The sequence below is a fragment of the Luteolibacter sp. Populi genome (genome assembly GCF_040801775.1).
In the GTDB taxonomy this organism is placed as follows: Bacteria; Verrucomicrobiota; Verrucomicrobiia; order Verrucomicrobiales; family Akkermansiaceae; genus Haloferula.
This window is the reverse complement of sequence record NZ_CP161812.1, coordinates 2,971,738-2,996,862: the sequence shown is the minus strand read 5'-3', so window position 1 is coordinate 2,996,862 and position 25,125 is coordinate 2,971,738. Positions and strand designations below refer to the sequence as shown.

Sequence of the window (25,125 nt, the reverse complement as noted above, 5' to 3'; positions counted from 1 at the left end):
GGTTCGTCCGTGGCGGGGCTACGGGCTTACAGGTGGAAGAGGGCTAGTCAAATCAAGGTTTCACGAACCATGGACTTTCTGGGTGATGCTCTCCCCGTGTGGGTAGAACGTCCTTATGTTAGATAGAAAAAGGCCGCCCGGGGATAACCCCGGGCGGCCTGGCGCCCAATCCAAGCAAGTTATCTATCGATCATGGAATGTTCACCGTCAGGCGACCGAAGAGCTTCGATCCCGGAGCGGCCAAGGCGCGCGGGATCTTCACCGTCACACGATCGATGCCTGTTTCGAAGCCGTCGTCCTCCGTGGTGATCAGCACCGGCGTCGCGAGCGGTTGGCCGTTCACCGACTCCGTCCAACTGCCCAAGGTCGTGCCGTATTGCACATGCGGGTTGTAGGTCACGGATTCGTCGCTGCGACGGAAGACGATCGTCATGTAGTCCGCGTTCTCCGTGACGGTCGGTAGCAACGCGCTGGAACTCGAGCTAGGACCGGAGGGATCGCCGCCGATCACGAACTCGATGCCGTTCGGGATGCCGTCGTTGTCGGAATCCACATTGCTACCCGCGCCTGTGATCTCGTTGGCGGTCTCCCAATCCGTGTAGCCGCCGGTGGTTCCGGTCGTGACCGTGAGCGTGCCGGTGCCCGTGATGAAGGACCGTTCGAACTGTGCTCCCGATCCGACAGCACCGTAGACTCCGGCGATCTGGCCGCTTCCATTCACGGTGAGCTCGTCGATCACGTCGGTGGCACCGGTCGTGAGCTCGAGGACGGCGTCCGTTCCAAGGATCACGTCCGCGGCATCCGGGAGGAACACCGTCCCCAGGGACAGCGTGCCCTCGGCGACCGTGGTGGAGCCCGCATAGGTGTTGGCACCGCTCAGCGTGAGCTTGGAAGGGCCGCTTTTCACCAGCGAGAAATTGTGCTCGGTGGCACCTGTTCCCCCCAGGATGCCGCTGAATGTCAGATCGGCCGCCTGCTTGATCGTCAGGGTCGCGGGTGTCGCCGCGGGGTTCACCACTTGGCCCGCTCCTGAAAGGCTGCCTGCTGCCTGGCTGAAGCCATTCATCACCAGTTTGGTGCCAGCCGCGATTTGAAGCTCGGCATTCGCGCCGAGCACGTTCGCCGTGCCGGCGATCACGCTGCCGGCCTGGATCTTCACGGCCTTGTTGAGGGCGGTTGCTTCCGCATTCAACAGGATCGATCCCGCGCCCCGTTTGTAGAGGCCCAGGTTGTCGATGTTCAGAGCGCCGTTGATCACCAGATCCCCCGTCGCGGTGGCCGCACCGGTCGCGATGTTCAGTGACATGCCATAGCCGCGGCTGATGAGCTGGATATCCGTGTCGATCACCGAACCGGACGAGGCGGCCACGGTGGTGAGCGCGTCGGCGTTGATGTCGAACTGCCCGATCCCCGCGACCCCGGTTCCGGAGTGCCGGATCGTTGTCGGTGCATCCAGAAGCTGCAGGGTCCCGGCGCCATTGTAAGTCGAGGAGCCTTCCAGGTAGAGACCGGTGGTGGCCGCGGTGCCTGCACCATGGACCTTCAGGTTGCTATTCGCGTAGCCGCCGCCATTCGTATGGGCGATCTTCAAGGTCCCGGCGGCTTCCACCACCAGGGGGGCATCGCCCGCTTTCCCGAAGATCTCCATGGTCCCGGCGCTCACGGTGGTCACGCCGCTCCAGTTCCCGCCACCGATCACGAAGGTTCCCGCTCCGGTCTTGGTGATACCGAATGCTCCGTTGATATCGCCGACCTCGAAGAAGCTGTTCTGCACGTTTACCGTGCGGTTGCCACCGAGGGTCACCACGCCTTCGGGGAACGCCAGCTCGTTGCTGCCGGTGAAGTTGATGTCGGCGTTCCAGAACTGGTCGATGGTATCCATCACGGCGATGCTCTCGCCGGAGGTATTGTCCAGCGAGCCGCCGTTGATGGTGAGGCTACCGATTCCCATCCCTTGGAAATGGTTGATGCGAAGTTCGCCCGCGTTGAGCGTCGTGCCGCCGGAGTGGGCGTTGGTTTCCGCCAGGGTCAGGCTGCTGCTGCCGGTCTTCGTCAGCGAGACGATACCCTCCACCCCATTGTCGAGGAGCATCGAGCCGATCGTCACGGGAGCTCCCGCATCGATCGAAATGTTACCCGCGGTTTCGTCGAGGCCGCCTGCAGTGAGTATACCGCCCTGGAAGGCCAGCGAGCCGGAGGTAGGGGGGACGAGAATCACGCCCTCGGCCCCGAGGCGGAGCGTGTCGAATTCCGCCAGGGACACGGTGGCAGGTCCGGCTGCCGCTCCTTGGAGCAGCGTGGCGATGTCCGTCAGACCGGAAGTCAGCGGGGTAATGTCCCCCGTCGTCCCGCCGTCTACGATTTTCACGTTGGCCGTCGGGTTGTTCGGAATCTTGCCGCCGAGCCTCACGACGTTCACGAAGCCGCCATAGGCGATGATGTTCCCGGATCCGTCGTTGGCGGCGGGTTGTCCCCCGACCGTGATCCAAGGCGGGAGCTTGCCGCTGACATCGTTTGTCAGGCTCGTCTTCGCGATTCCGGCAGCCGCGATGTCGAGCGTGGCCGTTCCGGTGCGGGTGACCTCCCCTAGCTGGATCGTGGCCGTGCCATCCGTCCGCTCGATGATCGAGTTGCCGGTCACCAGCGTGCTCAGCACCGTCTCGGCGTGGCTGCCACCGGCGAGGCGCAGCGTCCCGCCCGCCAGCGTCAGCGCGGCCGTGTCGGATAGCTTGGAGCTGTCCGCGGCGGAGTAGTCGAGTGCCAGCACGCCGCCGCTAACCGTGGTCGCTCCGGTGAACGATTGGGCCGCTGCCAAGGTGAGGGTGCCCGCACCCGCCTTGCCGAAGCCGGCGGTTCCCAAGCTGCCGAGAGGCAAGGAATTGGCCAAGATCACGTCGACACCGTTGGTGTTGATCGCGGATAGCGCTCCGTCCTCGAATTTCAAGCGTCCCGTCGCGGTATAGTCGGTCGTGTTCGCCGCGGTGAATTGCAGGGTGCCGCCGGCGAGGGCGATGGTACCGCTTGTGCCGAGCGCACCGGCGCTTCCCAGCACCAGCGTGCCACCGGTGATCGTGGTGCCGCCGGTGTAGGTATTGGTGCCGCTGAGGGTGTAGGCCCCGGTCCCTGCCTTCACCAGGGATAGATTGTTCTCGTTCGTTCCCGCGCCGCCCAGGGTACCGGCGAAGGTGTGGCCGGTGCCGCCATAGTTGACGGTCAGTTTCGCGGTTGTGGCGGCACCGCCGGTCACGGCGTTGGTCGTGCCGGTCCCGACCGTGTAGAGATTTGCGAGGGTCTGATCGTTGCCGTTCAGCACCAGTTTCCCGCTCCCCGTGCCGTTGCCGATGATGACCGTGGCACCTGTGCCGATGCGGTTTGCTCCTCCGCTCAAGATCACGCTGCCCACACGGATATCCAGCGGGGCGGCATTGGTGCTGGCACCGGCCAGGACGAGCGACCCGGCTCCTGTCTTGCGGAAGTGGGTGCTGTTGGCGTTGGTCGCGCCGGTAAGTGGTCCCAGGAAGGTCACGTCGCCTGTGGCCGTATTGGCCCCGGAGGCGATGTTCATCACGTAGCCGTAGCTGCCGGGTGCGAAGTTGATATTGGCGTCGAGAACCGACCCGGACCCCGTGGCGGGCACCGAGAGGTGGGTCCCGTTCGTATCCCAGCCTGCGAGCGTCGCACTGCCCGTGCCGAAGCCGCGCACGGTGGTGGGAGCGGTCTGGAGTGTCAGCGTGCTTTGCAAGTTGTAGAGCACACCGCCTTTGAGGTAGAGGCCGGTGGTGGCCGCGGTGCCCGCGCCGGTGACCGTTACTCCATAATTGTAGACCGAGGCTCCGGTGGTGTAGCCCAGTTGCAGGGTCGCGGGAGCTGCGACGGTGTAGATTTTCCCGCCGCTATTGGCATTCACCTGGAGGATCCCGTCGGAAACGGCCGTCACACCGGTATAGGTATTCGCCCCGTTCAGGATCAGGGTCCCGGTCCCGTCCTTGGTCAGCCCCGCGGTACCGAGGACGATGTCGGAGATCGTGGCGCTCACCCCGCTTGCCGTTGTGATCGCCCTGGTGCCGGTGAGAGTGAGGGATCCATCGTTGCTGGCATCGACGAGCGAGTATCCTTCGGAGCTGAAAGTGACCGAGTTGGCCGTCACCGCTCCGTTCAGTTCGACCGCTTCCCCGGTTCCGCCGAAGACGGCGTCGTTCCCGGCGATCCAAGCCGCCGATGAGGCATCCCAATTGAGCGTCGCCAGATCCCACACGTTTGCAGGATTCGCATCGCTATAGGTCTGGGTGGCCGCGTGAAGCGTCGGAAGCGAAGTGACGGCGCTAAGGAGTGCCGCATGGAGCAGGGTGCTCCGCAGGTTGTGTTTTGGGATTGTCATGACTCGTTGGAAGGTCCGGTTGAAATGCAGTCGCAACGCCAACTACTGCTCAAAATGTAGTTTTTTGCATTAAAAATGATGAAATTGGAATTGGTGTCGTCCTTAGTTCCGCAAAAGCCGTTCAGCGGTCGTATAGATAATAATTGGTGACATTTTCTCCGGCTTCACCAAAAGAAATGCCGCCCGGGGCGAGGCCCCGGGCGGCATGGAGTCGAGTCCGGAATCGGATCAGGGAATGTTCACCGTCAGGCGGCCGAAGAGCTTCGTTCCCGGGGCGGCCAAGGCACGTGGGACCTTGACGGTCACACGATCGATGCCGGTTGCGATGGCATCGTTCTCCGTGGTAATGACCACCGGGTTGGCCAGCGGCTGGCCATTGACCGCATCCGTCCAGTTGCCTTCTGCAAGCGTGGTGCTGTATTGCACGTGCGGGTTGGAGGCCACGGAGGCGTCGGCGCGGCGAAAGACGATCGTCATGTAGTTCGCGTCTTCCGTGACGGTCGGCAGCAGCGCGCTGGAACTCGAGTTAGGACCGGACGGATCGCCGCCGATCACGAACTCGATGCCGTTCGGGATGCCGTCGTTGTCGGAATCCACATCGCCGCCCGCACCGGAGATCCCGTTGGCGGAAGCCCAGCTGTCATACCCGGTGGTGCCGGCGGTGGTGACCACCAGCGAGCCGGAGCCGGAAATACTGCCGGGATGGGTGGTGGCGGTGTAAGTGCCCGGAGCCAGCCCCACGCCGTTGATGAACAGGGAACGGATCGTGTCAGCCGCCCCGTGGGTCAGGTTCAGGAGGGCTCCCGAGGCGATCGAGACGTCGGCCGTATTGGCCAGCGTGGCACCTGCCATGATGAGGCGGCCGCCATTCACCGAGGTATTCCCGGTGTAGGTATTCGCTCCGCTGAGAAGCAGTGAGCCGCTGCCGCTCTTCACCAGGTTGCCTGTGCCGCTGATCACGCCGGTGAGCGTGACATCGCCGCCCGTGCCATTGCCATCCGCCCCGGGGACCCCGGGAGTGCCCACCATCAATGCCGTGTCGAAGGTCGCCGTGCCCGTCAGGGTGAAGGCATTCGAGAAGGCGTAAGCGGTGCTGCTGACCAGGCGGGTGCCAAGCGCCCCATCGGTAAGCGCCACGTAGTCCGCGACGTCGGTGCTGCCGGCACCCTGGCGGATGCCGATGCCGATGCCCGCGGTAGCCCAAGCCCCCACGCCACCCGAAGCCCCGCCAATTTGGTGAGCGCGGACGTCGATAGGGTACCAGCCGTCATCCGTAGCATTGAAGGTGCCGGTGGTCGGAACATTGTAGACCGAGTTATTGAAGATCGGGGTGGTGCCGATGATCAGCGAGGCACCGTCATCGAAATTCTCCGCGAAGGACCAGGCACCGGCGGTCAGATAGATCTGGCCGTGGTAAACGTGGGTCATGTTCGCGGGTGGCACGTCGCCGGTGGCCGCGTGGAGAGTGGCCAGGCTGTTGGTGCTGACGTCGGTGGTCAAGGTGCCGCCGGTCAGGCTGTTCAGAGCCAGCGGCGTGAAGTAAGTGCCGGAGTTGTCGAAGCGCAGGGCGCCGCCGGTCATGCTCACCGGAGCGGTGGCCAGACCATCCTTGTGGCCCACGGTGACTGCGCCACCCGCCACATTCAGCGTGCCGGTGAAGGCGGTGCTGGCGCCGGTGCCGACGGTGGCGCTGCTGCGCCGCAGGGTCACGTCGGCACTGCCGCTGGTGCGGACGGTGCCAGCTCCTTGAAGCGCGCGGGTGGGCAGGGCTATTCCGGCCTGATAGGTCCGGGTGAAGGAGCCGGTTCCGGTCAATTCCACGGTGCCGGCGCTCACGGTGAGAACACCCGGCGATTGGATCGGGCCGGACAGTGTTCTGAGTTCCCGTCCCGACCTTGGTGATATTGAGGTGATCGCTGGCGAGCGGACGCCAGGTGCCGGAGAAGGTCCCCGAGGCATTTCCGCTTCCCAGTGTCAGGGTCGGTTTGGCGGCGATCGGCTGGAGGAACCCGGAGCCGGTCAGCGCGCCCATGGTTTCCGAGACGTAAACCTGGAAGATCGCGTCGGGTCCCACGTCGAGCGAGGCCGCATCGGGAATCGGGTTGCCGCCGAAGGTCTGGAAGATCGTCCCTGCGTCGCGGATCGCGATATTTCCGGTGAAGGTGTTGTTACCCGACATCGTCACCCGCTGGCCACCATCCACCGTGAGATTGCCGGTGCCGGAAATCGCCCCGCCGAAGTGGAGGCGGTCGGTCGTGCCGGAGCGGAGAGTCACGTCGCGCTGCAGCGTGATCGGGCTGCTGTAGAGCGTGTAGGAGGCACCGGTTCCGGCGAAGCCGATGATGGCCTGGCCGGTCGCCTGCGAGCTGACCGTGATCGGGTTTACCAGTTCGCGGGCATTTCCGAGCAGCAGCGAGACCGCGGAACCGCCGGTGGCGGCATCGCCCAAGGTGACGCTACCCGTGCCGAGACCGCCGTTGGTGTTGATCACGGCGATCGCGCCTTCGCTGATCACGGTGCCGCCGGTGAAGGTATTCGGGGCGTCGATCGTCAGCGTGGAGCTACCCGTTTTGTACAGCGTGGTGAGGCCGGAGATGAAATTGCCCGCACCGCCAGTGAAGGTGAAGGCATTGGAATCCGCATCCACCACGATCTTGCCGGGGGCCAGTTCGCCGGTGATGGCGACAGCGGTCACGCCGGAGCTATCGTCGAAGCGGACATCGTCTCCCCAGAAGAAGTTGTCGGCGGAAGAGCCAGCGTCTTGCCAGCCGGCGGTGGAATTGAGATCCCACATGCCGCCGCCGCCTCCGTTCCAGACCAGGCTTTCGTTGTTGATGGTCAGGCTGATGACATTCGGATTGAAGTCGACCGAAGCCGAGCGGTAGTTGGCTTGGCCGGGCAATTGCAGGTTGCTGCTGTCGCCGGACAGGGGACCGGAGTAAGTGAGGAGGTTGGTGGTGCCGCTGAAGGGCGCGGCGAGCGCCACGGTATTGGTCCCGGTCAGGGTCAGTGCGCCGCCGACGTGGAAGGCGCCCGGCGTGGCCGCATTCACGGCGAGGGAGGCTCCGGCACCGACGCCGAGAGACAAGTCACCGGTGGTCGAGCCTTCGCCGCCGAAGGTCACGCCGTCATTCACGTCGATCAGGGTGAACGCGTTGCTGCCGGCCAATTCCAGCCTCCCCCCATTATGATAGAGGCTACCGGGGTCGGTGTTGTTGCCAGCCAGGATGACGGTGCCGGCACCGGTCTTCTGGATATCCAAGGCACCTCCGAGAACTGCGGTGATCGTGCGCGACCCGGTGGCCTGATTGATATCGAGCTGTCCGAAGCCGCTCGTGTCGCTGAGGCTCACGGTGCCGCTGCCGGTCAGGGCACCGGTCAACTGGACACTCGAGCCATTCACATCGAGTCCCGTGGTGGTGGCCGCGTTCGCGGTCATCGCGGCGGACCAAACGCTGTTGGTCGTCGCGCGCAGAAGCCCGCCGTTGAGGATCAGCCGGTCGTTGACGCTCCCGGAAGCGACGGCACCGGTAACTTCCACCACGCCATTGCTGGAGATCGTCAGGGTGTCGTCGAAGGTAACGGTATCGCCCTTCCCATCGATAAGGATCGAGCCGGCTTTCAAGGTGGCGATCCCCGCGCCGCCACCGACGATCATGTCGCCCTTGCCATCCCAGCCGACGTTCACCTCCACCGCGGAGGCGTCCAGAGTGCCGCCTGAGAGATTGTAGATGGAGCCCGGGGTGATGCCGTTCGCCCAGTGGCCGATGCGGAAGCCCAAGCCGCCGCCCGCCACCGTCACGGTGCCGCCCGATTGATTGACGATGCCGGCGGTACTGCCACCGTCGCCGATGTTCATGAAGGTGGTGCCGAGTAGCGCGCCGTCCTGGATGTTGAGCGTGCCGACGACTGCCGTGGCGCTATTGGCCGGAGTGCTGCTGACTTGGATCGAGCCGAACAGGGCGTCCGCGCCACTGGTCAGGTTGATCGCGCCGGAGTTCACCCGCAGCACGCCGCTGTTGTTGTTCGGGCCGACGGGGCCGTTGATCGTGAGGGCGTCACCCGCGTCGAGGCCCTGCCAGATGAGGGCGGAGCCGGTGTTCTCGAAGAACAAGGGGGTGGTCAGGGTGAGCGAGCTGTCGAGCTGGTAGCGCAAGGTGCCCGCTCCGCCGCTGTCGCCAAGGTTCACCAAGGTGGCATTGGCCAGCAAGTTGGCGGTCTGGGTGCCGCTGCCGACTTGGAAGGTGCCGCGTTCGATCAGCAGGTTGCCGGTGAATCCCGAGCCGTCCCCGGTCAGGATCGCGGTGCCGCCATCGATGCGGCGGAGGTCGCCCGCACCGGAAAGAGTGCCGCTCAGGGTGGAGGTGGCCGAACCGTAGTTCCGGAGGATGCCTCCGGCAGTTCCGGTCTCGATGTTCCGCGTGAAATTGCCGGTGCTGTTGAAGAGCAGGCCGCCCCCGTCGAGGATCAGCTTGTTGGCCGCATTGCCGAAGCTCGAAGTGTAGCCGATCAAGCCGGAAGTGATGGTGACGTCGCCGGTGAAAGTGTTCGCGCCGGTGAGGGCGAAGATCGTGTTCGCGGTGGCACCGGGCGTCGTTTCGCCGTGAGCCGCCAGCGTCAGCGGGCCGGTGCCGGTGATGGCGGAAGTCCACGTCAGCGACCGCCCGGCGGCCGCACCGAGCACGGAGGTGTTGAAGACCGAGCCGCCGGTGATGTCGATCGCACCGCCCGTCAAGTTCACCAGACCCACCTCCTCAAGCAGGATCGAAGGTGTGGCCACGCTGCCGGTGATGGCCACGGCTTTCGTGGCCACGCCATCGGTGCCGGCGGAGAAGACCACCGATTCGCCGTTGGTCCAACCCACTGTCGCCAGCGCACCCGCGGCATCGGTGGACCAGTTGGTACCGGTGTTCCAAGCGCCGGCGGCATTGCCGGAGGCGGCGGTGGCACCGTTGGTGTCCCAATAGAGGGTTGCGGCGGGCGAGGATAGCACGGAAGCCGTCGCGGTCAGAAGCGCGGCGCGGAGGATTGAGGCACGAGTCGGAGGCATTTTTTTAAGGTGAGGTCGAGATCCCTGTCAGAATGAGACTTTACAGCATTTTCTAAACAAAAATCTGATGATTGTGTCAAATTGACGAATGGTGACGCGATTCATTAGTCATGTAATGAAGTTAAATGGTATTCAGGTGTTTTTGCGCCGCCGGTCCCGATTGGGTTTGGGCAGTAAAAATCGACGGAAACGTGATTTTTCACAATCCACCGCCGAAAGTGGCGTGGAATGAGGGAACAGCTCCCAAGCCTTTGTCCGATCCGTCCTACCCCCCTAGGGGAGTGAGACGGATCGGACAGAGGGGGAGGAGAAGGAAACGTTTCCTGCTCCCATTCACCACTGCCCTCCTTGTCCGATCCGTCCGAAACCCTTAGGGCGGTCGGACGGATCGGACAGGGCTCAAGGCACCTCTTCCAGCCGGTAGAAGGCCTTTCCGGCAGGCGGCGCGGGGTCGGACACGGTCATGGCAGCGGCGGCCGGGGTGAAAGGGGAACCCGCGTTGGTAAAGCCCGATAAAGTCTGGCTGCGGCGCAAGATGTAGGTCTTGGCCGGGTCCAGATTCTGAAGGTGGATCTCGAAGGCGCTGCCGTTGAACCCGGCACTGGCCACGCGCGGCTCGCCACCGACCGGCGGGAGCTGCCGGAGCATCAGCGCGTTGTACTGCGCACCTGCCGGGGATTGGATCTGCAGCACCTGGCGGTCGTAGCCGGCGGTGAAGGTGCCGAGGACGTACTGCCCGGGAAAGCCTGCTTCCTGGCCGCCTGCACCCGAGTCGAGGACGGCGGTGCCGATGGTCCGCAGGCGGTGGGCGTAGTCGGGCCGGGTATCGGCCACCCAGACTTGCAACTGGTATCTCCGGCCGGGGACGAGGCCGGGAAGCTCGATGATTCCGCTGCCGCCGGACCAGGAGCCGGCGTTCAGGAGCGTCTCGTAGTCCGGATCACGGCCCCGTTGGTAGGGATCGAAGCCGATGCTGCGGACGCCCAGCGAAGGCCCCGGTTGGAAGCTGAGTCCCAGGACCTGCACCGTCACCGGGGCCACGCCGCCGGTCCAAGCGTGCACCAAGGTGCCCGAGGTCCGGAAGTCGGTGGCGAAGCCGGTGACATTGGCAGGGGCTCCCCAGATGATCGGAGTGAACTCCGGAAGGCTGCCCGCACTCAGCGGATCGCTGCCGTGGGAGGCCTCCGTGGCGTCGGAGATGCCGTCGCCATCCGTGTCCGCAGCGTGCGGATTGCTGTGCTGCACGAGGACTTCGGGACCATCGTCGAGGCCGTCCAGATCGGTGTCGGCAGCGAAGGGGTTGGTCGCGGCGAGGGCTTCCCCGGCGTTGCTCAGGCCGTCGCCATCGGCGTCGTCACTGCCATCGGCGGCACTCGCCGGGTTGAAGCCGAAACGGGTTTCGTAGAGGTCGAGCATGCCGTCGCCATCGCTATCCGCCGGATTGAGCTGGCCGAAGTATTCGATCTCGCCGAGCGCGTGCTGCCCGCCGCCGGTGCTGGTGACGTCGTAGCTCAGGTAGCGGAACTTGCGGGTGGGGGCAGGCAGGTCGAAGCGGAGCACCTGGTTGCGGTCCGTCCAGAGGGTCCGTGTCGTATCGTTGACGACGTGGATCGGCGTGAAGGCGATCCCGTCATTCGAGCCGGAGATCGACCAGACCCGCGGGTCGCGGTCCGGGGTGTCGTTCGAACTGGTGACCGTGAAGTGGGTCAGGCTCAGGTCCGCGGGCATCTGGACCGTGGCCCACTGCGGAGCCGGATCGCAGCACCACTTCGCCTCGCCGCCGCCAGCCTTGTTGTCGAAGATGTCGAAGGCGCCCTCGCCGTTCGCGCCATTCGCGAAATAGGGCTCGATCGAACTGGTGATGGCCGCCCAGTTGAAATCCGAGCCGGCGGCGGTGGAATCGTTGCCGTTGTCTTCCGGGTCGGTCAGGTCGTGGTCGAGCAGCGCTGCGGTGCCGGTGCCGAGGACGGCGACCTTGGTCAGGAAGGGGTAGCTGGCACCGTTGGCAGGATTGCTGCCGTAGCGGATCTCCAGGCCGTCGTTGAAGCTATCGCCGTCCGAATCCGGGTTGTCGGCGAAGGTGGTCGTCTCCTGGCCGTCGGCCACGCCATCGCCATCCGTATCCGGGTTCAAGGGGTTCGCGGAGTGGCTGGCTTCGGCGTTGTCGGCGAGGCCGTCACCATCGCTGTCGCTGGCGGGGTTGTTTGGATCGATGTCCTGGCCATCGGCCACGCTGTCGTTGTCACTGTCGGGGTCGAGCGGGTCGCTATTGCCGTTGATCTCCGCGTAGTCGCTCAGGCCGTCGTCGTCGGTATCGGTCAGGAAGGGGCTGGTGTGGGAGTCGTTCACCTCGAAGCCGTCGTTGACCTGGTCGCCATCGGTATCGGCCACGCGCGGGTTGGTGCCAAGGGTGTATTCGGTGAAGCCGCTCAAGTCGTCCTCGTCGAGATCGCCGCTGCCATCGGCGAGGTCGTTCTTGTCGAGTCCCTGCCAGTCCTCCCACCAGTCGGGAATCCCGTCGCTATCGGCATCGCCCATTGGCGAGACGTCGCGCAGGATGTAGGCATTGAGCACGGTCTGGCCTTGATCGACCCCATGGCCGTAGACCGACCTGCTGCTGCCGTCCGCCGTGAAGCGGCCGATCACGCTGCTGCTGGAGCCGTGGGTGAAAACGGCGGTCTCGTTGCCCGAGCCGGCGGTGGAGCTGTCGCTCCACAGCTGCGTGCGCCCGGCGCAGCAACCGCGGTCGTCCGAAGCGAAAATCTGGATCTGATAGACGTGGCCCGGCTGAAGGCCCTGCACGGTCAGGACCTTCGGGTTCTCCCCGTCGTAGGCGAAGCCGTCCATGACGGTGTCGAAGGCGGCATCGAATCCCGCGGGCTCGGCGAAGGCCTCGTTGCTACTGCCGCCAAGTTGGACGCTGCCTCCGGCAGTGACGGTGGCATTCGCCGAGTTGTTGAGGGCGAAGCTGATGGTCTCGCCGCCCGCGGTGACGGCCTGGGCCGCGCCGGTCCCCCAGCGCCCGGCGTGCACCAGGGTGCCGCTGAGGCTGATGTCGCCCAAGCTGGTGACGGAGACCGGCGCGCCGGTCCATGAGATGGAAGTATCCACCTCATGGAAGCCGCCGGGATCGAGCGCCTGGATCCAGCGCTGCAGCACTGCCACCGTGTGCGTGTCCACGCGGCCCTTGGCCAGTGGCGGCATGGCGATGTGATCGGTCGCGTTCACCCGCAGGAAGAGCGCGGACTCCGCGGGCGATGCCGGCTTGACCACGTAGCCATCGGACAGACCGAGCGGGTCGATCAGATTGCCATAGATCAGATCCTGCTGGGGCAGGGGCGTGGTGAGGCGGGCATCGAAGACCGCGCGGTTGCCGCTCGGCTGGTGGCAGTGCGAGCAATTGCTGTCGAGATAGGAGCGGACGTAGTTCTCGTCGGTGACATCGGGATCACGGAAGTCAGCGGAGGTCACGACATTCGCCAGATCCACCTCCGTGACATCCTGCGCGATGAAGCCCAGGCGGCTGAGCGTTTCGACCTGGTTGGCGGTCCGGCCGGTGGCGGGGTAGAATTGGTCGCGGTTGAGCTGGCGGGTGCGGAAGCCGAGCACCGGGCCGGCGGTGTCGGTGTGGCAGGTATTGCACTGCTGGCGGGAGGGGTAGAGGTATTCCGCGGTGCTGCCGCCGCCGAAGTCGATCATCTCGGTTGCCCCCTCTTCTAACAGATCTGCCTCGCTTTGGTCGGCGCGCCAGCGGTAGGTGACGCCGCCCCACTCGCCATCGGTGCCGTGGATCAGGACGCGGGTTTCCAGGTTACGGCCGCCATCCGGCATCCGGAAGTGCTTCACGAAGACGGTGCCGACCGGGAATTGCCAGGTGCCGTTGGTGCTGTAGGTGATGAGTTCCGCGGTGCTGCTCGGTGTGCCGTCGTTCGGCAGCATCACCCAGCGGCTTTTGTCGGCACCCGCGGACCACAGCGGCATGTTGATGTCGTAGGGGATCATGGCCGCGGCCGGCACCAGGTTGGGGACATTGGAGAACAAGCCGGTCTGCGAAAGGGTCGCGGGGAATTCGTAGTCGGGCGGGCCGCTGATTTCCGGCCGGATGCGCGAGATCGCGCCGCCGCCGTTCTGTCCCGCGCCCAATTGCAGGACCAGCAACTCGCCCTGGGTGTCCCGGCCGAAGGAACAGATGCCGTTCCAGATATTGCCGGTCCGCGCGCGGCCGATCTCTTCCACGGAGATCTTGGTTTTGGTCACGGTGTTGTAGGCCAGCGCGTAGATCCGCTGGGTGCCGTTGTCGCCGAAGATGTACTTGCCCGCGAGCCCCGGGATGGCGCTGCCGCGGTAGACGTAGCCGCCGATGATGCAGGTGCCGATGCCGTGGTCGTAGTCGTGGACGGGTGCCTTCTCGGTGCCGACGAGCGGGCTGGGCGGAGAACGGAAGCCGTCGGCGAGACCCTCGCGATAGTTCCACTGGAAGTTGAGGCCCGGGGCGTCGACCACATCCACCTCCTCGCGCTGGCCGCCGCCGACATCGCCGATCCAGAACAGGCCGGTGGGCGGATCGAGGGTCAAACGGTGGGGCTGGCGCAGGCCGATCGAGTAGAATTCCTCCAAGGTGCCGCCGCTTGGATCGACCCAGGGATTGTCATTGGGAATGTAGTAGCCCTGGTTGTAGGAGCCGGAGGCCGTGTCGGGGAGATAGTTGCCGGCCTCGTTGTGGCGCAAGGTCGGCAGGCTGCGGAGGATCGGGTGGCTGATCGCGCCGCCCTGCATGTCCACATCGAGCCGCCACATGCCCGAGCGGAAGCGTTCGTTGAGCTTCTGCGCGTGCGGTGTCGACCCGCCGTCCTGGGTGCCCTCGTCGCCCACCGCGACGTAGAGGAAGCCGTCCGGCCCGAAGGCGAGGCCGCTGCCGTCATGGCCCTTCACCACGTCGAACTGGCTGATCATGATCAGCTCGCTGGCGGGGTCGAACTGCGTGAGAGCGGGGCTCCAGGTGAAGCGCGCCACGCGGATCCAATAGGGCGCATTGGCCGAGGGATCGTCGTTGGTATTATAAAAGTAGTAGGCGTAGATGTAGTCCTTGCCCTCGCCCTTCCCGAAGCGCGGGTGGAAGATCACCGACTGCATGCCGCCGTGCTTGGTGCCGAAGTTGTTGTTCTCCCAATTGTAGTACCAGACGCGGTCGCGGATATCGAGGACCTGCTGGCGGGTGGCGGTGGCATCGTTATCGGCGAGGCGGAAGATCCGGCCGTCGAGTTCGGCGATCATCATCTGGCCTGCTGCCTCGGGCCATGGCTGGGCGACGATCGGCGATTCCCACTGGAGATTGGTGAAGGCGGGCTGGATCAGGATAGCGGCGGGTGCCTGCGATTGGCTGGGCAGCAAGCCGCCGTTGAAGGCGAGCGCCACTTGCGGGGCGTCCAGTCCGCTCACGCCTTCCTCATGGACGCGCAGCGAGGTGGCTCCGGGACCGGGGAAGTCCGCTGGCAAAGCCGTGCCGGGGTCCTCACCCGCGCACCATTTCAAGGCCCGCACCAGGATCGTTTGGAAGGCGGCGCAGCGTGTCCCCAGCGGCTCCGCCTGGTCCGGCATCACATGGCCGTAGCTGGAAGCGAAGACGCGGCCGCTGCCGTAATTGACCGTCCATTCCATCGGGAACTGGAGCTGGGTTTCGGGGTCGCGGGCGTAGGAGAGCACGGTCAGGTTGTTCGCCGGTCCGCGGGCGTAGCGGTAGATTTCGACATCCGCGGCCATCCACGATGGGGGCAGCCCGGCGTGGATCGGATGATTGCCGAGGCGCTTCACTTCCACATTCACCCGCGCGCCGTGATTGGTGCCAGGACCGCTGCCGGAGGGCAGGATCTGCTCGGAGCCGTCGTTGTTGATCAGGATGGCCTTGCCCTGGTCGGGATTCCGCCAACCCAGGCCGATCATCTCGTTGTAAGCCGGCCACTCCGCGAAGGAGTTGTTCGCCTCGTGATAGACCAGGAAGCCGCCGCCACGGCTGACATACTGCTCGAAGGCGGTCTGCACTTCGGCGGGCCAGCCCGGTTTCCCGCCGAGGTTGTTGTAGCCGGAGAGGACGACGTCGTATTTCGAGAAATCCGGACGCCATTTCGCCCAAGCCGGATCGCCCGCGGTGGCCGGGCTGACCGTGACATCGACCTCGAAGGAGCCGTCCTTCGCCAGGATCGCCCGCACGATGTTCGCGCGGTGCTTCCAATCGTGATTGCTGACGCCCTCGACCATCAGGACTTTGATCGGGTCGGCGTGGACGATGCCGGACAGGGCCATGGCAATCGCCGCGAGGAGGATCTGAAGGGTTTTCATTCCAGCGGGTCGGTACGGGTTCTCGGGGGGCAAGCGAGGGGACCGCGCGGGTCACTCGCGGTGCGGGCTTCTTGCGCAAGGGCATGACAGCCCCGGCCCGGTGAGGGCCTGTCCAGGAGGCCTGCAATCCGGCGGGGGCGATGACCGGAGCCTTTCGCTCCGGTCGGCTATGAGGGAAGGATCGCTCCTTCTATTCCGGGGTTTCCAATGACAGGACGGTGGCCTTTTGACGAGATGTCGTTCGCTCTGAAGTGTGACGAAATCGTTTCGGATCAGGGGCTGGAAACCTTGAACTCGCTTTCCAGTGCTTGGAACAAGATCGCCCGCGACTTGGTAACGCCGTGGAGCATCTTCGTGCCGCCGACCAGGAGCTTCGGCATCAGGTAATTCATGCTGCCGGCGTTGGTGACGTTGACCCGCTTGTAGTCCTCCGCATCGGCGGCGAGCACTTCCGCGATCCAGGGATCCGCCAAGGCGTCGGAAGCGAGGGGCTTCTTCATGAGCGGCTTCACGGTTTCCATCGCCTTCCCGGCATCCATCACCGGGCGTCCGAAGAGCGCGTGATGGACCGCGGGGAAGGATTCGGGATCGCTGCGCCAGCAGGCGAGTGCCAGGCGCGCGAGTTCGCAGGCCTTCGGGTGATCGTTGATATGTTCCGGGACATGCGGATTGCAGCCGCGGTTGATGGGGCAGGGGAGCAGGACCACGCAGAACTGCCCGGGATATTTTACCATGAAGGCGTTCAGATCCTCATGCAGGTCGCGGCAGGAATCGCAGGCGTAGTCGTAGTATTTCACCACCACGTGCGGTGCGTCGGCATTGCCGAGATGGGGCAGGGTGGAGACGTTGTATTCCTTGTTCCCGAGCAGGGTGATCTTGCGGCCTTCACCGCGGGAATGGACAGGTCCGGCCGCGGCGGTGTCCCCGGCCGCGGGCTTGGGCTCCTTCGCCAAGACCACGTTGGTCTCCAGATGGGTGTCGGGTGCGGGCCCGAAAACCTGGCCGGCGATCAGGACGGCGATGGCAGCCAAGCCGCCGAGCAAGCCCGTGGTGCCCGCGGGCGTTGCGGCTCGCGACCACTGGCTGCGGAAGGCGAGGGCGGCGCAGGCAAGGCCGATCAAGTGGGCGCTCAGGCACCAAGGGCAGAAGCTCTTCAAAATGAAGCCCTGCACGATCCCGAACCATATGGCGGCACCGGCGAGACCGGTGGCGATGGCCAGCAGCGCGGTGCGCTGTGGCTTGAAAGTGAGAAAGAAAAGGGCCGCGTAGAGGAGCAGCGAGAGCGCGGTCACCGGCACGTGGAACCACTGCGACCACTGCGAACCGAGGACGTTTTCGCACCCCGATCCCGTGCCGCATCCGACCAGATAGCTGATTTTACCGGTGGCCTTCTGGATCAGGAGATAGCCGCTCAAAAGCAAGCCGCAGGCCGCGAGCAGACGCAGTGGAATCATGCGATCGTTTATGGAGAAAGGGCTGGAAAAGGACAACCCTCCGGTTCCTTGCGGGACCGGAGGGTTGCCTCGACAGAACGTTCCGGACCTAATTTACGGAACGTCTTGAATCTTGTAGAACGCCTTCGAGGGCAGTGCCGGCGGGGACGGGTCGGTGACGACCTGGGTGGTCCCCGTCGGGAGGAAGGGCCCGCCCACCGGCGCGAAGCTACCCGCGGCAAGCGTCGTGCTGCGAGTGAGTTGGTAGTTCTTGGTGATGTCGAAGCCGGTCACCGTGATCTGGAAGGTGCCGCCGACCCGGTTAGCCGAAGTCACCCTCAGCGGTGTGGTCACGATGACATCCTCATTGTACACCGTGATCGCGTTGTACTGGGCGCCCGGTTCGGGAGCCGGCCGGTCCATGTAGATGTATTGGATCGTGTCGATCGCGGTGAAGGTGCCCGTTACCCACTGGCCCGGCTTGGTGGCCTCGCTGCCGCTGGCACCGGCGTTGAGGACTACCTGTTCATTTCCGACATTGCCGTAGCGATAGGTGCGGTCGGCGAATCCCGGACGGGTGTCCACCACCCAGATCTGGACGCGGTAATCCTCGCCCACGGTCAGGTTGGGGATCTCGACGAAGCGGCCGGTGGCGCCGCTGAAGGTGCCGGTGTTGATCAGCGTCTCGTAGTCCGCATTCAGGTTGCGGTTGAACGGATCGTAGCCGGTGAACGGCGCTCCCAGCGATGGACCGGGCGTGAAGTTCGCCACCCCGGGCACATTGATCGCCGCGGTACCGCCGGTCCAGGCATGGATCAGGGTCCCGGTGGTCTTGAAGTCGCTCAAGTTACCGCTGATGTTCGCCGGTCCCGCCCAATCGATGGGGGCGAAGGTCGGCAAGCTCCCGAAGTCGAGGGGATCGCTGCCGTTTCGGACCTCGTAACCGTCATTGATCTGATCCAGGTCGGTATCGGCAATCTTCGGATCGGTTCCAGTTCCGCCCTCGTTGTATTCATCGCCGTCGGTCAGACCGTCGTTGTCGGTGTCGGGGTCGGTCGGGATCAGCCCGGCCTCATATTCCTCCAGGTTGGTAAGACCGTCGTTGTCGGGATTGTCTCCGGGATTGGCCACGCCGTATTGGCTTTCGAAGTAATCCGGCAAGAGGTCGCCGTCGCTATCCTGATCTTCGCCGAAGTATTCGATTTCGGCCAGCGCGTGCTGGTTGCCGTTGGTGGCAGTCACCGAATAGCGGAACCACTTGTACATCGGTGCCTTGGTCGCCAGCGTGAACTGCACGGTACGGTTGCGGCCTTCGCCCCAGAACAGCGTCGTCGGATCGGTGTGATTGACGATGTTGGTGAAGGTCGTGCCATCATTGGAACCTTGGATGGACCAGATCCGCGGATCGCGGTCGGGCGAATCGTTAGAGGAAGTCAGCGTGAAGTGGGTGAGCTCGACGCCGAAGGGTGTCTGCACCGTGATGCTCTGCGGAGCCGGATCGCAGCACCACTTCGCCTCACCGCCGCCGGTCTTGTTATCGAAGACGTTGAAGGCACCTTCAGCCGGCGCGAAGTCGGCCTTCGAGCTGGCACTGATCGAGACCCAGTCGAAGCCGGAGCCGGCCAGGGTGGAGTCGTTGCCGTCGTTCTGGCGGTCGGTGAAGTCACGCTGGAGCAGCCCGCCGAGGATCTGGGCGGTCATGCCATCGGGTCCGCTGGCAGAGGAGTTCGGATCGGAGCCGCGATCCACTTCATAGCCGTCGCGGAACAAGTCGCCGTCCGTGTCCGGATTCATGGGATCGGTGACGCTGACGTCCCCCTCCGGATTGAGCTCCTCATAGTCGGTCAGACCGTCGTCATCCGAGTCCGGATCCAGGGGGTTGGTGGGGATGACGCCGTCCGGCGGATTGACCTCCTCATCGTCGGTCAGGCCGTCACTATCGCTATCATCTAGCTGCGGGTTGGTGCCGGCTTGGAATTCTTCGAAGTTGCTCAGGCCGTCCTCGTCTTGGTCGGCTGCTGCATCGTCGAAATTGCCGTCACTCAGGAAATCCGGGAAGAGCACCTCGTAGAGCTGCGGGATGCCGTCGCCGTCGCCGTCATTGTTATTCTGGGCGCCGAAGTACTCGATCTCGCACAGCGCATGCTCGCCGCCGGCGGTGGCGTAAACCTGATAACGGATGTATCGGTAGGGCAGGGAATTGGCAGGCAGGTTCACCCGGAGTCCCTGGCTGGTCTCCGACCACAGCGTGTCTGAGGGGAAGTCGAAGCGGGTGATCGGGGCGAAGTGGATGCCGTCGTTCGATCCCTGGATCTCCCAGACCCGCGGATCGCGGTTCCTGTTGTCTTCGCTGTTCGTGATCGTGAAATACTGCAGGCTGGTGTAGGCCGCGAACTGCACCGTCACATGCTGGGGAGCGCCGGCGCAGCACCACTTGGCCTCTCCGCCGCCGACCTTGTTGTCGAAGACGTTGCCGCCGCTGTTTTCGGTGGAGGAACTCGGTTCCCCGCCCTGCGAGGAGGTGACGGCCACCCAGTTGAAGCCGGTGTTCGTCACATCGCTGCCATTGCCTTCCGGGTCGGTAAGGTCGAAGCCGAGCATGGCCGCGGGCCCCGTTCCGAGGCGCGTGACCTGGGTGCCGTTCGGCGTGCTGTTAGGATCGGTCAATTGCGATCCGGCCGCCGCTTCCCAGCGATCCGGGAAGAGGTCGTTATCGCTGTGCTGTAAAGTCGGATTGCTGAAGTACTCCTTGACCTCCGCGTAATCGCTAAGCGTGTCGCCATCGGTATCCACCATCGCGGGATTCGACGGGGCGAGGACGCCGGGGGGAGGATTGACCTCTTCCCCGTCTGTCAGTCCATCGCCATCCGTATCCGGATTGTCCAGATTGAGCCGCTTGCGGTATTCCTCGAGATTGCTCAGGCCATCGCTGTCTTTATCGAGCGCGGCGTCGCTTGGCAGGTTCGCATTGAGGAAGGAATATTGCGCCTCGATGTGATCGGGAATCTTGTCGCCATCCGTGTCCACCGACATGTCGACGAGGACATAGGCGTTGATGTAATTCGCGGCCTGCGCCAAGCCGCGGACGTAGACCGTCTGGCTGGTGGCACTCGCGGTGAAGCTGCCGATGACGTAGCTGCTCGACCCGGTGGTAAAAGAGGTGGTTTCGGTGCCAGCGCCATCCGTGGCATTGTCGCTCAATTCCAAGGTCCGGCCGTTGCAGCAACCGCGGTCATCGGAGATGAAAAGCTGCAGCCGATATTGCGTGCCGATGGTCAGTCCGCCGACTTGGACGCTTTTCGGGTTATCGCCATCCACCGCCGAACTATCCATTACCAACTCGAAGTTGGGATCGACAGTACCGGTCGGCAGCCAAACCTCGCCGGAATAGTAACTTCCGCCGGTGGCGACGGCACTGAGGTTTCCGATGGCGTTGCCGGTGCCCACTCTCTCGAAGGTGATCGTGTCTCCGGTGACGGGAACGGTGAGCGGGGCGCTGCCCGGGGGATTTCCCCAGGTGCCGGCGTGATACACGGTGGCACCGGCGGGGATAATGATCGAGGCCTCGCTGGTGATCTCAGTGGGGCCGGTGATCCAAGTTACCGGGGCGGCATGGGCCGTCGCAAGCACGGCCAATAGCCCCCCTAAACGGGGTATTGATGGGGTTATCATTTTGTGGGTTTTTGTGGGCTTCTGTTGATTATTGAGGGAAAATCGGGACGTCAAGAGACTTCCGCGCTCTGTTGTAAGCCAATTGCCGGATGCGGCCTTGGGGGGAAGCCTTTCTGAAAAGTCGATCGCCCTGCGCAAAGTGCTTCATGTCAGTGAATTGAGTATTTTCGTTCAGGGGGATTTCTCATTGGGTTCCAGAAGCCTTGTCCCCGAAAGCGGGGACAAGGGCAGACGAAGGGATGTCTGGTTCGACAGACGCGCGAAGACGCGGGACGGGGATATGATACGCCCGGCGCTCCGTGAGAGTTATCAAGAAGGAAGGCTCCCTTGCACGAGGCTTGGCTATCGAGGCCCGGTGAACGCACGGGCGATCTCAAGCCATTCGTCCTCCAGCGCCTGGCCGGGCGGCGGCACCGGCTTGCGGGCGCGGGCATACCAATAGGCGGCGTTGCCCTGATCGCCCTCTTCGCGATGCAGGTAGGCATGGATCCAGGCACCCGCAGGATCGGGAAGATTCTGGCAAGCGTCATGCGCCTGGTCCCAACGACCGGCCCGTGCCAGCCACAGGACTTCCAACTCCGCGCTCAGGCCAGCGGGAGGCTGGCTGTCGGATGTGGCGGAACGGGCAAGACTTTCAGCTTCCATGCGGAGGAAACGCCTCGCAGATTGGTGACCTTGCGTCCTTTCTCAAGCTTGTCATGAAGTCCTTGATTCCTCTTTTCCTGCTTTCCGCCGCTCCGCTCCTCGCCGAAGCCCTGCCGCAGCTCGGCGGCCAGGCACCTTGGCTGGGCCAATATGCCGGCACGGAGAACCGGGATTTCCGCTTCATCGTCAAGACCGATGGCCAAGGCCAATTGATGCCGGCGAAGGAGAAGGGCGGCTTCGTCACCGACAACTTCGCGATCCGCTTCGTGTCGCTGATCGAGGAGACCCTGCCGGACGGGAAGGTGGTCAGCAAGATGGTGAAGGAGGACGCTTGGGAGGCGGTAACGCCGGCGGCCAAGGATCCTAAAAAAGTCACCTATCGCGGGACCGTGGCGGGGGATGCCAAGTTCGAAGTGAACTTCGAATTGGAAAAGGGTGCGATCCGCGCCGGCGGCAAGATTCTCGACAAGGGCCAGCTGAGCAACCCGCGCTTCGTGATGCGGATCCAGGTGCCCTTCGTCTACCTCTACGAGAAGGACGCGGAGAAGCTGAAGGAGAAGGTCAAGAACGACCGCATGGAAGTGGTCCGCACCGATGGCAAGAAGCTGAAGCTTGAAATGGACAAGCCGCTGGATGCCGAGACGGCCGAGTACAGCGGCCCCGGAATCACCCAGGCCCGGATCGAGATCGCCTACTACGGCGGCCATAAGCTCGACGTGGCCACCACCCCCGGCGCGGCCTTCGAGCTGTGGAACAAGGAAGAGAAGGCCTTGATCGAAGGCTTTACCCTCGGCTGGAAGCACGACGCGGCGAAGGACCCGGAAGGGAAGGCGCGCCTCACGTTCCAGTTGAAATAGGGGACGGGTGGGCCGGAAGTACACCGGAGCGCACAAATCGGGTGTCCAGTACACCCAATGGCTCACTTGTGCGATTTCCGGCCCTTGGGCTTGCTCTCGCCCGCCATTTTTGGATAGGATCTCGCTCGAAATTTTGAGAATTCGCCTCCTCCGGCCTGTATCGATCCGTTCACAAACCCATTTAATTCATTGAAAATGAATGGATTAAAATTTTATTCGGAGGTGTTTGATTTTAATTTGACGATCAGAGTGTACTTTGGTGTAGTTAGCGGCACTTCAGCGGTCTTCCCGCTTCCCAATGTCCTCCGCTCTCCACGAAAGTCACTTCGACTACAAGATGGACCCGAAATATCGGGTTTCCATTCCGGTCGATTGGCGGCCTGAGACGGAGGAGACCGCGATCCGCTTGCAGCTCTCGAAGGAACACGAACTGCCGGTGATCAAGGTCTTCAGCGAAGCGGAGTTCGACCGGAAGTTCGAGCAGGTGGAGAAGAGCGATCTGACCCCTGCGAAGAAGCAACAGATCGTCGGTCACCTCCGAATGATGTCGAAGAAGGCAACTGTCAGCAGCCAGGGCAAACTGAGCGTTCCGAAAGACTGGAGCGAGAAGATCGGCCTGAAGGCGGACAGCGCAGTGATCCTCGCGGGTCGCGGACCTTTCTACATGCTCTGCACCCCGGAGACCTTCGACAAGATCACCGACATCGAGCTCGGCATGGACGACGGCGACCTCGGCGTCCTCTGATACACCCACCCACGACTTTCACCCACCCCGACAACGCAAGCGACAACATGCTGTTCGCCCATCCAACTCTGGCATCCGCACAAGGCGGGCCCGCGACACCCATCGCGGGATACGGCCGGATGCCGGAGTTGGGCCTCATTTTCCCATCGGTCCGGACCGGCGCACTCGGGACAGCGCGCCTCTCCGGCCATCTCAATACGGCCGTCCGACCTGCATTCCATGGCTGGTTGGCAGGGCGGCGGCCGTTGACTTTCCTGGCTGGGCGGAAAGGGTTTCTCGGGACAGTACCCTTTTCGCTATTTAAACCGGTGATCCGCGCGGCTTCTGGCTGGTTGTCCGCGCGGGTCATCGGAAATTTTCAAGCATCACCATTTCCATGCGGAGGGACCGGCGCACTCGGGACAGCGCGCCATTCCTTCCATCTCAATACGGCCGTCCGACCTGCATTCCATGGCTGGTTGGCAGGGCGGCGGCCGTTGACTTTCCAGGCTGGGCGGAAGGGGTTTCTCGGGACGGTACCCCTTTCGCTTTTCAACTCGGCGGTTCGCGCGGCTTCTGGCTGGTTGTCTGCGCGAACCCCCGAAATTTTCCATGCAGGGCAGACCGGCGCACTCGGGACAGCGCGCCGCTCGGCCCACCTCAAGACGGCTGTCCGCCCCGCATTCCATGGCTGGTTGGCGGAGCGGCGGCCGTTGGCGGATTTCCAACAAGACAATAACAACGATGCGGCGCAACCCTCCACCTACCACCTCCCGGTGCTTCCTGCGGAAGTCGACGAGTGGATGCAGGCGGGGGAGGGGATGGTCATCATCGACGGCACGCTCGGTGGCGGCGGTCACAGCGAGGCTTTCCTGAAGGCAGGGGCCATGGTGATCGGCGTCGACCGCGATCCGGAAGCACTGGCCTTCGCGGGCAAGCGGCTCGCGAAGTACGGCAGCCGCTTCCGGACCTGGCTGGGTAATTTTGCAGATCTCCGGGACATCCCCGAGGTCCGGGGGGATGGCAAGCCTGACCGCTTGCTTTTGGACCTCGGGGTTTCCTCCCGGCAACTCGACGCCGCGGAACGGGGTTTCTCGTTCCGCGGCGCCGGACCGCTGGACATGAGGATGGGCCCCGCTTGCCCCTTCGATGCCGCCCATGTGGTGAACACCTGGTCCGACGCCGAATTGGTAAAAATCCTCCGCGAACTTGGCGAGGAACCGCAGGCCAAGAAAATCGTCGCGGCCATCGTCAAGCGCCGCGCGGTCCGCAAGTTCGAGACCACCACCGACCTCGCGGAGTGCATTGAAAAGACCATCGGGCGGCACGGCAAGATTCACCCCGCGACCAAGACCTTCCAAGCGATCCGCATGCTCGTGAACGACGAGCTCGGCTCGCTGCAGCGCGCGCTCGAAAATTCCGTCCACGTGCTCAAGCCGGGTGGCCGGCTTCTGGTCATCACTTTCCATAGCCTTGAAGACCGCATGGTGAAGCAGTTCATGCAGCACCGTGCGAAGCCCTACATCGACCGGCCCGACTGGCCGGAACAGCGGCCGAATCCCGATTGGTGCTTCCGGCTGCCGGTTAGAAAAGCCATCGCCGCCGGCGAACAAGAGATCCGAACGAACCCCAGGGCCCGCAGTGCCAAACTGCGGGTCGCCGAGCTTCTGGACCCCGACTCCCCACGCCCATGAACCGACTCCGCTCCGAACCGAAGACCCACGTCTCCGTTTTCATCACGCTCATCCTCGCCGCCCTGGTCATGGTCGGCGGCGGTGTGATGCATGCCGTCTACAAGAATTCCCAGGTGCGCACCGACCGCATGATCGACCAGGCGGAGAAACGCATCAAACAGACGCGCACCAGGATCAGCATGGTGGACGTGCGCATGGACAAACTCCTCGACCGCTACGAGATGAAGGATCGGCTCAAGTTCGCAGGTTCCCCCCTGCTTCCCGTCAAGCCCGCGGACGTCGAGGAGATCCTGCCAGGCCAATCCGGTCCGAGGGTCGCGGCGATCCGCGAATAAT

Annotated in this window: 11 protein-coding genes; 4 read left to right on the top strand and 7 right to left on the bottom strand. The window is 63.8% G+C overall.

Annotated features, from left to right (window positions below; translation table 11 throughout):
• Positions 1–190: 190 nt before the first annotated feature.
• The 7 genes from ABWK72_RS12020 to ABWK72_RS11990 all read right to left on the bottom strand — a co-directional run bounded on the left by ABWK72_RS12020 (position 191) and on the right by ABWK72_RS11990 (position 21,514).
• Positions 191–4,378, bottom strand: coding sequence for a beta strand repeat-containing protein (locus tag ABWK72_RS12020; RefSeq protein WP_367875035.1), 4,188 nt, complete (start codon positions 4,376–4,378; stop codon positions 191–193).
• Positions 4,379–4,606: 228 nt separating this feature from the next.
• Entirely contained in the window at positions 4,607–5,407 is an 801-nt protein-coding gene (locus ABWK72_RS12015; protein WP_367875338.1) for an autotransporter-associated beta strand repeat-containing protein, read from the bottom strand.
• Between the two features lie 328 nt (positions 5,408–5,735).
• Positions 5,736–9,428: an autotransporter-associated beta strand repeat-containing protein gene (locus ABWK72_RS12010; protein ID WP_367875034.1), complete on the bottom strand. Its 3,693-nt coding sequence runs from the start codon at positions 9,426–9,428 to the stop codon at positions 5,736–5,738.
• Positions 9,429–9,827: 399 nt separating this feature from the next.
• On the bottom strand, positions 9,828–15,764 hold the full coding sequence (locus ABWK72_RS12005; RefSeq protein ID WP_367875033.1) for a ThuA domain-containing protein: 5,937 nt from the start codon (positions 15,762–15,764) through the stop codon (positions 9,828–9,830).
• A gap of 272 nt (positions 15,765–16,036) precedes the next feature.
• Complete coding sequence (locus ABWK72_RS12000; RefSeq protein ID WP_367875032.1) at positions 16,037–17,218, bottom strand: vitamin K epoxide reductase family protein; 1,182 nt, start codon at positions 17,216–17,218, stop codon at positions 16,037–16,039.
• A 93-nt stretch (positions 17,219–17,311) separates the two neighbouring features.
• Positions 17,312–20,827: a discoidin domain-containing protein gene (locus tag ABWK72_RS11995; RefSeq protein WP_367875031.1), complete on the bottom strand. Its 3,516-nt coding sequence runs from the start codon at positions 20,825–20,827 to the stop codon at positions 17,312–17,314.
• 384 nt (positions 20,828–21,211) lie between these two features.
• Complete coding sequence (locus tag ABWK72_RS11990) at positions 21,212–21,514, bottom strand: hypothetical protein (RefSeq protein WP_367875030.1); 303 nt, start codon at positions 21,512–21,514, stop codon at positions 21,212–21,214.
• A 53-nt stretch (positions 21,515–21,567) separates the two neighbouring features.
• Between ABWK72_RS11990 and ABWK72_RS11985 the strand changes: the two genes are divergently transcribed.
• From ABWK72_RS11985 to ABWK72_RS11970, 4 genes are all read left to right on the top strand, one after another.
• Entirely contained in the window at positions 21,568–22,371 is an 804-nt protein-coding gene (locus tag ABWK72_RS11985; RefSeq protein WP_367875028.1) for a hypothetical protein, read from the top strand.
• A gap of 298 nt (positions 22,372–22,669) precedes the next feature.
• Complete coding sequence (locus ABWK72_RS11980; RefSeq protein WP_367875027.1) at positions 22,670–23,116, top strand: hypothetical protein; 447 nt, start codon at positions 22,670–22,672, stop codon at positions 23,114–23,116.
• Between the two features lie 563 nt (positions 23,117–23,679).
• Positions 23,680–24,789, top strand: a complete 1,110-nt coding sequence (gene rsmH / locus ABWK72_RS11975; protein WP_367875026.1) for a 16S rRNA (cytosine(1402)-N(4))-methyltransferase RsmH — start codon at positions 23,680–23,682, stop codon at positions 24,787–24,789.
• Positions 24,786–25,124 (top strand): hypothetical protein, encoded by a 339-nt coding sequence (locus ABWK72_RS11970; RefSeq protein WP_367875025.1) that lies wholly within the window; start codon positions 24,786–24,788, stop codon positions 25,122–25,124. Before rsmH ends, ABWK72_RS11970 begins: the two co-directional genes overlap by 4 nt.
• Position 25,125 lies beyond the last annotated feature (1 nt).